At 62.6% G+C, this 10,470-nt stretch carries 7 protein-coding genes; 5 read left to right on the top strand and 2 right to left on the bottom strand.

Translation table 11 applies throughout. The annotated features are described in order from the left end of the window. Nucleotides 1–96: 96 nt before the first annotated feature. Together BSG09_RS03430 and BSG09_RS03425 are read right to left on the bottom strand one after the other, a co-directional pair. Nucleotides 97–1,488, bottom strand: coding sequence for a transposase (locus BSG09_RS03430; protein WP_092930117.1), 1,392 nt, complete (start codon nt 1,486–1,488; stop codon nt 97–99). A 263-nt stretch (nt 1,489–1,751) separates the two neighbouring features. Then, nucleotides 1,752–2,990, bottom strand: coding sequence for an NAD(P)/FAD-dependent oxidoreductase (locus BSG09_RS03425; RefSeq protein WP_092930114.1), 1,239 nt, complete (start codon nt 2,988–2,990; stop codon nt 1,752–1,754). Nucleotides 2,991–3,267: 277 nt separating this feature from the next. Between BSG09_RS03425 and BSG09_RS03420 the strand changes: the two genes are divergently transcribed. From BSG09_RS03420 to BSG09_RS03395, 5 genes are all read left to right on the top strand, one after another. Next, nucleotides 3,268–3,852 (top strand): DUF6149 family protein, encoded by a 585-nt coding sequence (locus BSG09_RS03420; protein WP_092930111.1) that lies wholly within the window; start codon nt 3,268–3,270, stop codon nt 3,850–3,852. A 166-nt stretch (nt 3,853–4,018) separates the two neighbouring features. Next, nucleotides 4,019–5,296 carry an MFS transporter gene (locus BSG09_RS03415; protein ID WP_092930108.1) on the top strand — a complete coding sequence of 426 codons (1,278 nt, stop codon included), beginning with the start codon at nt 4,019–4,021 and terminating at the stop codon, nt 5,294–5,296. 422 nt (nt 5,297–5,718) lie between these two features. Beyond that, the gene (locus BSG09_RS03405) at nt 5,719–8,817 is read left to right on the top strand and encodes a methyl-accepting chemotaxis protein (RefSeq protein ID WP_092930102.1); all 3,099 of its coding nucleotides are present in this window, start codon (nt 5,719–5,721) and stop codon (nt 8,815–8,817) included. A 318-nt stretch (nt 8,818–9,135) separates the two neighbouring features. Next, a complete protein-coding gene (locus tag BSG09_RS03400; protein ID WP_092930099.1) occupies nt 9,136–10,014 on the top strand; it encodes a homoserine kinase in 879 nt (292 codons plus the stop codon). A gap of 83 nt (nt 10,015–10,097) precedes the next feature. Further along, nucleotides 10,098–10,433, top strand: coding sequence for a hypothetical protein (locus tag BSG09_RS03395; protein WP_092930165.1), 336 nt, complete (start codon nt 10,098–10,100; stop codon nt 10,431–10,433). Nucleotides 10,434–10,470 lie beyond the last annotated feature (37 nt).

Genomic DNA, 10,470 nt, shown 5'->3' with positions numbered 1-10,470 from the left:
GAGAGCCTGTCCAAGAATCCAGTTGACCGGTTCTATCATATACGCGGGCGACTCCACTCCTGTTCACCATCGACAAAACCAAAAGATCGGGAGTGGCTATCGTGCTATCGCGTCGGCGACTGCGTGGCTGTCCGGCCCTCGGCCGGACCGCCACAGCTTCAGGAGATTGTGTGTCGCCGCAAACAACGACCACTCTGCATTCGCTCCCTTCGTTCCTCGCAATAGGAACCGATCACAACCCCGTGTAACATGTTGTCCGAACACTGCTTCCACGGTCTGACTCCGCTTGCGATAGATCCGTCTGCCCCGTTTCGTTCGCAACTTCCGCTCCATGCGTTCTTTCGGGCCATACGAATCGGGGATCCGCCCCCGGGGCGGATCCGCCTCTCGCAGTTCTTTCCGTCGCTTCCAGTCTTTGGTCGTGGCAATGAACAGTTCAGTCTGCTCATCCGCTAACTGCGCGTTCGCATTACTCCAATACCCGGCGTCGGCAAGCGCCTTCTCCGGGCGCTTGCCGTTCACTTCCTCGCAGGTCTCTAGCATCGGCTTGAGTTGCTGGACGTCGTTTGCGTCAGTCGTGATATCCTGAGCGACGATGACTTGCGTGTCGCAGTCCACAATTGCTTGGCCGTTGTAGCCCTGTTTCCAGCCATTGCTGGTTTTGAGCGTTTGACTCGCTGGATCTGTCGTGTTTGCTTTTGTGTCCTCCGGAAGCTCCACCTCCTCCGGAGGTGTGGGCTTCCGGCCACGTTTCTTTCGCCCCATTTCTTCCTCTTCTCGTTCTCGTTGGCGAATTTTCGCGGCTTGCTCTGCTTTGCGTTGCTGTTCCTTGGCGTCGAGTCTGTCCTTGGCTTCCCGCAATCGGTCCAGTCGGTCTTCTTGCTCCCGGAGTTCCTCCGGGAGCTCGTCCCCGCGGTGTTCGGGGCCGTATTCGTCATCTTCGGCCTCATCGATCTCGGCGGCTTCATCGAGGATGTCCTGGATCTCTTCGGTAATCTGTTCACGAGTCCGGTTTTGGTCGAGGGCAGCGTCGCCCTGGACGCGACGGCCGTCCAGGGCGACTTCGCCCATCTCAGCCATCCCAGCTTCCCGACAGAGACGAAGAATCTCAACGAAGAGGTGTTCGAACTTCTCGCGGTGGTTCTTGCGGAAGAGGCTGATCGTGCGGAAGTCGGGCTGTTGATTCGCGGCAAGGTAGCGAAACGCGATGTCACGTTCGAGGAGACGGTCGAGTTTGCGGGAGCTGCGGATGCCGATACAGTAGCCGAAGACGAGGACTTTCAGCATCATCACGGGATGGAAGGACGGCCGCCCGCGGCCGTCCTCCCGTTCCTCTGGATAGAACGGATCGAGCCGACCCTCGTTGTCGAGATGATCGATGACGTCGGAGACGTACCGTTCGAGGCTATCCTCTTTGACCCACTCCGCGAGGTTCTTCGGCAAGAGGTGTTGCTGATCTTGGTCGTATTGGATAAAGTTAGATGTCACAGATAGAATCGTACCCAGTATAGGGGTTTCTACTAGATAAAATCTATGTCATGAGGGGTTGGGAATCCGTCGAAAATGATTTCTCTGTCGATGTTTCTTGGACAGGCTCTAGAGGACCGGTAAGCGGTGTCGCTGGCGCGCATCTCGGCCGATTGGCGGCGAGGCTCTGCACTCACGTGTAAGTGGTCAAGGCCGTCTGCAACAGCGCGCAATAACGCAGGGAGTCGAAAACGGATCGCGCGGAACGAACGGTACGTGTCGGATTACTGCTCCTGTGGCGGTGCGAGTTCGTCCAGATCGACGGATTTCTCGAGGAGGACCTCGGCCTGGTCGGCGACCTCGCGCTGTTCGCGCATCAGCTGTTTGAGCTGACTCTGAGGCGAGAGATCGCCGATGAGGACGCCGCCGACGACCTTGCCGTCCTTGAAGGCGATGCGTCGCCACTCGGTGTCTGAGTACTTGCGTTCGGCGTGCTCGTCGCCAATCGTCGGGTGGCCAAAGGAGAGGAACGGGAAGTCAAAGTGCGTAATGGAGTAGGAGGACACCCACTCGAACTCCTCGGCTTCCTCGTCGGCGGCCATGTTGACCGCAGCGACTCGGCCCTGTTCTTTGGCCGAGCCCCACGAGCCGTTCTGGGCTTGCTCGCCCAGCAGGACGTCGTAGAAGCGGGTGATGTCACCGGCCGCGTAGATGTCGTCGACGTTCGTCTGCATGTATTCGTCGACGATGATGCCGTTGTCCTGCTCGAGCCCGACTCCATCGAGGTATTCAGTGTTGAAGTTCAGGCCGATCGCAGCGCCGACGAAGTCACACTCGTAGCGGTCGCCGTTGGGGTCGACGGCGGCAGTGACGTTCCCGTCGTCGTCGGTCTCGAAGTGATCGACGCCGCTGTCAAAGACGGGTTCGACGCCGACCTCGCGCATGCCCTCGTGCATGATCTCGGCACCCTTCCCCGAGAGCGCGTAGCGCCACCAGCGGTCGCCACGCATCAAGTAGTCGGCTTCGATCCCCTGTGCGCCACAGACGGCCGCGAAGTCGATGCCCAGCAGGCCGGCACCGACGATGACGCCCTTGTTGGATTGTTCAGCGTGTTCGCGGATCGCACGCGCGTCCTGGAACGTCCAGAAGTGGTGGATCCCGTCGGCGTCGCTGTTATCGACAGGGAGCTGTGTCGGCGTCCCGCCGGTGGCGACGAGCAACTTGTCGTAGGGGATCTCCTCGCCCTCGTGGGTGTTGACGACCTTCGCATCGGTGTCGACGCTCGTTACGAAGGTGTTCAGCGAGAGGTCGATGTCACGTTCGTCGTACCACTCCTCGTCGTGGATCGAGATCGGCGCTTCAGGGAGCTTGCCTTTCGCGTGTTCCTTGATGAGAATCCGGTTATACAGTGGCTCCCCCTCATCGGTAATGACGGTAATCTCCGAATCCGGGTCTTCCTCCCGGAGGGTCTCGGCAGCCGAACTACCCGAGATCCCGTCACCGATGATGACGTACTGAGTCATATCCAGACCGTTCGTAACCCGGGTTAAAGTGGATTGCTATCTCGTCTATTTTGCCGGATATCTTCCGAAGACACAACAATAGTAAAGATAATCGCGAGATGGCTGACAGTTTGTATCTATCATCAACTTTCAGGAACCATTCCTCGAGAATGTACGGGTTTCGTTCCGATCCCCGCGCCGGCCGTTTCAGGCGCACCGATCGTCCCTCGTCGCGAGACTGCACCCCCTAACAATGTTGTCCAAACTGTTCTTTAGGAGGTGTGCATAAACCCCGGATATGAAGCTCCGCCAGAACGCGAAACACTTTGCCTACCAGAAGGCCCTCGAGACACCGGGCGTCCGCTCGGTCGCCAACGCGGGGCTGGTCAAACTCCACACCAGGATTTTCACTGGGAAAGCCGATCCCGCCCACGCCGAGGACCGACGGGACCACCTCGATGGCTTCTTCGACGCGACGATGGACACCTACCTGCGCGCGCTACAGGACGGCTACTCCGAAGCCGAAGCCCGCGAGATTACCCACATTCAGGCCAACTTCGACTTCTACAACCACGGCTGGACCGAGATGATGGAGTTCCCCGCCGACGAACTCGAGGCCCACTACGATCGCTACCACGAGTTCTTCGACCGCTGGGACATCACGATCGACGAGCCCCTCGGTCAGTTCGCACCGCCCGAAGGCGTCCCCGAGGCTCCCTCGACGCCCGAGCGACTCGAGGACCCCGAGCATCCACATGCTGAAGGTGGCTTCGCTGACGACGTTTACGTCAAAACTGCCGACGGCGACCTCGTCATCGGCGGGCAGGACGAACCCGAAGACGTCGATGTTTCGGAGGTCGTCGAGACGCACGAAGACAGCTAAATCCCGCTCGACAGGGTCTGTTGTTTGCCCGTCTGAGACGGACTTCTGTGCGTCAGTGCCGGTGAGACCGCAACCCACTGCGGCCCCATCTGGATAGCAGACCGTCTGAGCCACGCCGGTTTCCAAGCCGCTAAGTGCGCAGGGACTGGATATCGGGCAACGATTCATGGCCCTGAACGCGAACGATCGGGCGATCGCGGGCTTTACCATGGCGGGCCATGCGCTGGTCCACTGGTTCGAGACCTCGATTCCGATCTTTTTGGTCGTCTGGCTGGCCGAGTTCGACGTCGGCGTCGCGTTGTTCGGGATCGTCGTCGCGCTTGGCTACGCGCCGTTCGGCCTCGGTGCGCTGCCCGGTGGGATCCTCGCGGATCGCTACGGCACCAAGCGACTCGTCTTGGTCTGTCTCGCCGGGATGAGCCTGTCCTTTCTCGTCCTCGCCGCCGCGAATTCGATCTATGCCATCGCGGCCGGCCTGATCCTGTGGGGTGTCGCCGCAAGCGTCTACCACCCTGCCGGCCTTGCGCTCATCAGCACCGGCGTCGAGGATCGGGGCACCGTCTTCGCCTGGCACGGGATCGCCGGCAACGCCGGCATCGCGCTTGGTCCCTTCGTCGCCGCGACGCTGTTGATTTTTCTCGAGTGGTCCGTCGTCGCCGCAGTCCTCACCGTCCCGGGTATCCTCGCGATTGGCTACGGCCTGAGCGCGGAGTTCGATCCGACCGCGGCGGTCGCGGACGATGCCGACGCAGGGCCCGACGAGGCACTGTCGCTGTCGGAGATTGGCGGGAATACGCGCACGCTGTTTGCAAGCGCCTTCGCCGTCGTCTTCGTCCTCGTCACGTTCGAGGGGCTCTACTACCGTGGTACGCTGACCTATCTGCCCGAGATCCTCCACGGTCTGTCGGCGATGGATGGGCTCGCGCTGCCGGCCGGTCTCGAGGGAATCGAACCAGCCGACTACATCTACGTCGGCCTGCTGGTCGTCGGCATGGCGGGCCAGTACGCCGGCGGAAAGTTGACCAGCCGCGTGACGCCGGCGCGCGGACTCACAGGTATCTTCGTCGTCCTCGCAGCGCTCGGACTCGCGTTCGTTCCGGTGACGACGATGGGTTTCGGACTCGTCCCGATCGTCGTCCTCTGTGGCGTGCTGGGTTTTTTCCTGTTTGCAATCCAGCCGTTCTACCAGAACGCGGTCGCGCTCTATACACCGCCGGATGCCCGCGGACTCTCCTATGGCTATACCTACCTCGCCGAGTTCGGCGTCGGCTCGGTGAGCATCGCACTCGGCGGCGTCGTCCTCGGCCAACTCTCGCAGACGGCGTTTTTCACGATGATCGCCGCGTTCGCGGGGATCGGCGGTCTACTCGCGGGCGCATTGCTGGTTAGTGGCGATCGGTTCGTGACTGGAGATGGAACGCTCGAGGCGAACGCGGACGACTGATCCTGCCGGTTTCACCGGCGGCGTACTCCGATAGCCGAGAAAACGGTCTGCAGCAGGCGCGCAGAACCAGTTCGGCTCGACGTAGTCGCCTGCCGCCTGCTCGTCGGGGCAGATGACGGTTTAGACGCCCTCGCGTTCGAGTCGCCGACGGCCAGTTCGACCTCACGGCCGAGGATCCCGCCGTCGTCGTTGCATTCGTCGACGGCGATCATCGACGAGGGGGCGCGTAAACGCCAGCTATTTTGAACGTTTGGCCGAGAACGGTGTCCGATAGCACCAGATACGTTGCTACAGCATAGTTTTCTGGAAATTGATGCACTAAACTGCGTTCCGTCCCGTCGTTCGTCTCTCGCGCCTGATTATCACCTCCGATAACAGCGGATTATAATTTATGTACCGACGAAAGAACGCATCTCTTATCTATGAATTTCGCTCGACGGTTGGTGCCAGCGGCCATCCGACGCAGGTACGCGGTCAAGTTTGGGATCGCGTTACTGATACTCGTATTGTCCGTCGGACTGATCGGTTATGCCGCCACTGCAGGGGTCACGGATCAGATGGAAGACCGGGTCGAGACCGACCACGCGTCCGCTGTCGAGCAGGACGCCCAAAGCCTGCAGATGTGGAATACGCAGAACGAACACACGGTCGAGATGATCGCCAGCTCGAACGTCGTCGCCAGTGACGATCCCGCGGCGATCGAACAGCAGTTCCTCGACTGGGAGGAACATCTCGGCAACGACACGGTCGCCATCTCGTCCGTCGATCTGAACGCCGGGACGGTCACCGCAAGCACCACCGACGCGTTCCGCGGTGCATCGACGGCCGACCTCGAGAACATCCCCCAAGGCGCGTACGCGAACGCGACCCAGACCACTCCCTGGGTGTCTGATGCCTACCTCGCCGAGAGCGAACGCGGCCAGAACCGAACCGTCATCACCTACGTCCAGCGCTCGGCTGCAAACGCTGACCGGGCGATCGTCTACACCGCTGACCTCGAGGCGTACGCGACCGAGCTCGAGAGCGACGACGGAACCACGACGATGGTCCTCAACGGCGACAACGAGGTGATGCTCGACAACAAGGGATACGGCGAGAATCACGAAACGCTCGGACAGGCATACGGTGGCGACACCAGCCTGCTGACCGCTGCACGGACCGAGGGGGCGACGACCCGACGGATCGACAGCTCGTTGCTGACCTTCGAGACCGACGCCTACGACTTCACGGACGACGCGTACGTCACTAGTTCGGCCCGTGTGTCCGGGACCGACTGGGTCCTCGTGACCCACGAACCCGCCAGCCAGGCGTTCGGGTTCGTCACCACGATCAACGAATACGGGATCTACGCGACGATCCTCGCCGTCCTCCTGATCGGCATGGTCGGTGCCGTCCTCGGCCGGAACACGGCCGTCTCGATCGGTCGACTTAGCGACAAGGCCAGCCAGATGGAAGCGGGCAACCTCGACGTCGACCTCGAGACCAACCGGATCGACAACATCGGCCGCCTCTACGATGGCTTCGATTCGATCCGCGACGAACTACGCGAGCAGATCGGGGAAGCCGAAACCGCACGCGAGGAGGCAGAACGCGAGCGCAACCGCGCCGAGGAGATCAACAGCCACCTCGAGGACAAGGCCACTGAGTACTCGACGGTCATGGGCAAGGCTGCCGACGGTGATCTCACCGCCCGCGCGACGGTCGAAAGCGACAACGAGCAGCTGCAACAGATCGGCGAGGACATCAACGAGATGCTCGACGAGATCGAGCTGACCATCGCCGAGCTCAGTCGGTTCGCGACCGATGTCGCGACCGCCTCCGAGCAGGTGACCGCCTCGAGCGAGGAAGTCCGCGCTGCATCCGAGCAGGTTACCGGCTCGGTCCAGGAGATTTCCGACGGCGCGGATCGCCAGAACGAGTCGCTGCAGTCGGTCAACCAGGAGATGAGCGGCCTCTCGACGACGACCGAGGAGATCGCCGCCTCCTCGAACGAGGTGGCCGACATCGCCGAACGAACCGTCAACACCGGACAGGAAGGGAAGGAAGCCGCCCAGACGGCGATCAGCGCCATGGACGAGATCGAAACCGAGGCCGGCGACGCCGTCGCCGAGATGCGCCGCCTCGAAGACGAGGTCCAGCAGATCGACGAACTGATCAATACGATCTCTGAGATCGCTCGCCAGACCAACATGCTGGCGCTGAACGCCAATATCGAGGCCTCCCGATCCGCAAGCGGCAGCGACGACGAAGGGTTCTCCGTCGTCGCAAAGGAAGTCAAGGCCCTCTCCGAGGACGTCGCACAGGCGGCCGACGAGGCCGAGGACCGCCTCGAGGCGATTCGCGCACGCACCGAACAGTCCGCCGCTGAGGTCGAGGGCACGAGCGCGGACATCGAAGACGCAACCGAACAGGTCCAGGAAGCCGTCGAGGCACTCGAGGAGATCGCTGATCTCGCCCAGGAGACCAACATCGGCGTCCAGGAGATCTCCGCAGCTACCGAAGAGCAGGCAGCCTCGACCCAGGAGGTCGTCGCGATGGTCGACAACGCGGCGACGATCTCCGAGGAGACCACCGCGGAAGCCGAGAACGTCGCTGCTGCGGCCGAACAGCAGACCACCGCACTCACTGAGGTCACGGAATCCGCCTCGAGTCTCTCCGAGCAGGCCGCACAGCTCTCCGAAGCACTCGACAAGTTCGACACCGACATCGACAGCGACGAGGTCGACTTCGAGTCGACGTTCGACGTCGACGCGGCGCTGTCGGTGTCCGACACGTCGTTCGACGCTGACGAGACTGGGCTCGATGATCAGGGCGGCATCACCCTCGAAGCCACCGACGCGTCGGCGGACGCGCTCGCGTTCGACGACGCCGACACACCCGACACCGACGCGTCGGCGGACGCACTCGAGAACATGCCAGCTGCGGAGACCACGGACGAGGCTAGCTCCGAGGACGCACTCGAGATGGGGCCCGCAGACGACGCCGACGAGCTGGATGCCGACGAAATCCTCGGCATCGAATCGGACGAGAGCCCCGACACTGACGACGGTGCCCTCGAGTCGGCTGGTGGTGCCGACACCGCTGGTGACGACGCGGCAGACCCACTTGCGGACGACGCTGACCCGCTGGCTGAACTCGACGCCGACAGCGACGACGGCCCCGACGAGTCGGATGCCGACGACACAACTGCCCAGCCGCTCGGGCCGGCCGATGACGACCTCGACGAGTCGGATACCGACGACACAACTGCCCAGCCGCTTGGACCAGTCGACGACGACCTCGACGAGTCGGATACCGACGACGAAACTGCACAACCACTCGGACCAGCCGACGGCGAGTCGGCTAATGGCGACGATGGAACCGCACAACCGCTTGAGCCAGTCGATGAGGAGACAGACGATGAAGACGGCGAGGACGACGATGACGATGTCCTCGACAGCGACGACGCGTCGGATGACGACGCGGACGACACGACAGAAAGCGATGACGTGTTCACGTTCGGGACGACCGACGACGAGTAATCGAGTCGATCGCCGGTTGCTGAGACGCCTTGCTGTCGCGGCTTGCCGTCGCGACGGCAAGCCGTCCGGCGGCCATAGCGGCACTGACTGACAGCACTCCGCCGTCCACGACTCCACACTGCTGTTTTCTCACTGCTCCCACGCGAGCCCCGATCACTGGCGACGAATCGAATACTGGGCTCGAGGCGGTACTGATCGTGATCAGACAGACAGTAGATCGCTATCGGTGGCCGATACGGTCTCGCAGTGCTGGCGAGTTGACACTGTGCGTCGTCTTCGTTCGCTACCTTTTTGACTGCCGTCTTGAAAGGAATCGGCATGCTCACCGTGCGGGCACCGGCGACGAGTGCGAACCTCGGGAGTGGCTTCGACGTCTTTGGTATCGCTCTCGGGACGCCCGCCGACGTGATTCGGGTCGAGCGCGCCTCGGAAACGACGATTACGGTTACGGGAGCCGGCAGCGAGTATATCCCGGAAGACCCAGCCAAGAACACCGTCGGTGCGGTCGCCGAGGCCCTCGATGCCCCGGCGCGCATCCGAATCGACAAAGGCGTCCGACCCTCCTCGGGGCTTGGCTCCTCAGCCGCGAGCGCGGCTGCCGCCGCCGTCGCGCTCAATGCCCTCTACGACCGCGGCTGCTCGCGGGAGGAACTTGTTCCCATCGCCGCCGAAGGCGAAGCGCTCGTCTCCGGCGAGGCACACGCGGACAACGTCGCGCCGGCACTGCTCGGCGGCTTCACCGTCGTCACCGACGACGGCGTCACGCAAGTCGACGCGTCCGTCCCCGTCGTCGCCTGCCTTCCAGAAATCTCCGTGTCGACACGCGACGCGCGCGGCGTCGTCCCCGACTCGGCCTCGCTCGCGGAAGTCGTCGACACCGTCGGCAACGCCGCCACGCTCACCGTTGGAATGACACAAGACGATCCTGACCTCGTCGGTCGGGGAATGTCCGACGCCATCGTCACACCCGAACGCACCAAACTCATCACCGGCTACGATCGGGTTCGCGAGGCCGCCCTCGAGGCGGGCGCGACCGGTGTAACCGTCAGCGGTGCCGGGCCAGGCGTACTGGCGGTCTGTCATCGCCGGGACCAGCGGGCGATCGCTGCAGCGATGGTCGACGCTTTCGACGCGGTTGGTGTCGAAAGCCGTGCCTATCAGACCGTCGTCGGCGAGGGCGCGCGGCTGTATCGCTGAGTTGCTGGTCGACACTGGAGTTCCTTCTACCCGCAAGACGTTCGTGCGTGCGCCGTAACATGATCGACAGCGGAACTGCGGCGATGAGTCTGATAACTGATGGTGTCCTCGCCGTGATCGCACTGGCGGCGTTCGTCGGCGGCCTCGCCGTCGCGAGCGCCCCGCTTTCGCTGCCGTTCGTGGCAGCCGGTGTCCTTGGAACACTCGTCTTCGAGGCGATCGCGTTCAGTCACAGCGACCTCGTCCGCCAGTACTGGGAGCGACCGGCCGTCCAGCTCGGAACGCTTGCGGGCGCGTTCGTGATCGTTGGCATCGGCATCGCCGTCGCACCGTCGCGGCTGCTCTCGGCCGGGATCGGTGCGCTGGTGGCATACCTGCTGGTTCTCTCGGTCGTTCTCGTGACGGCTGCTCGGTCCTAACCGGCGGTGTGGGCAGGATCTGTCCCCATATGCGGTG

Source organism: Natrinema hispanicum, from assembly GCF_900111485.1.
In the GTDB taxonomy this organism is placed as follows: Archaea; Halobacteriota; Halobacteria; order Halobacteriales; family Natrialbaceae; genus Natrinema; species Natrinema hispanicum_A.
The sequence above is the reverse complement of the archived record's forward strand: the minus strand, read 5'-3'. Positions and strand labels throughout refer to the sequence as shown.

Coding starts and splice junctions, on each gene's coding strand:
- BSG09_RS03425 (WP_092930114.1), bottom strand. CDS start 2,990: ATGACTCAGTACGTCATCATCGGTGACGGGATCTCGGGTAGTTCGGCT.
- BSG09_RS03420 (WP_092930111.1), top strand. CDS start 3,268: ATGAAGCTCCGCCAGAACGCGAAACACTTTGCCTACCAGAAGGCCCTC.
- BSG09_RS03415 (WP_092930108.1), top strand. CDS start 4,019: ATGGCCCTGAACGCGAACGATCGGGCGATCGCGGGCTTTACCATGGCG.
- BSG09_RS03405 (WP_092930102.1), top strand. CDS start 5,719: ATGAATTTCGCTCGACGGTTGGTGCCAGCGGCCATCCGACGCAGGTAC.
- BSG09_RS03400 (WP_092930099.1), top strand. CDS start 9,136: ATGCTCACCGTGCGGGCACCGGCGACGAGTGCGAACCTCGGGAGTGGC.
- BSG09_RS03395 (WP_092930165.1), top strand. CDS start 10,098: ATGAGTCTGATAACTGATGGTGTCCTCGCCGTGATCGCACTGGCGGCG.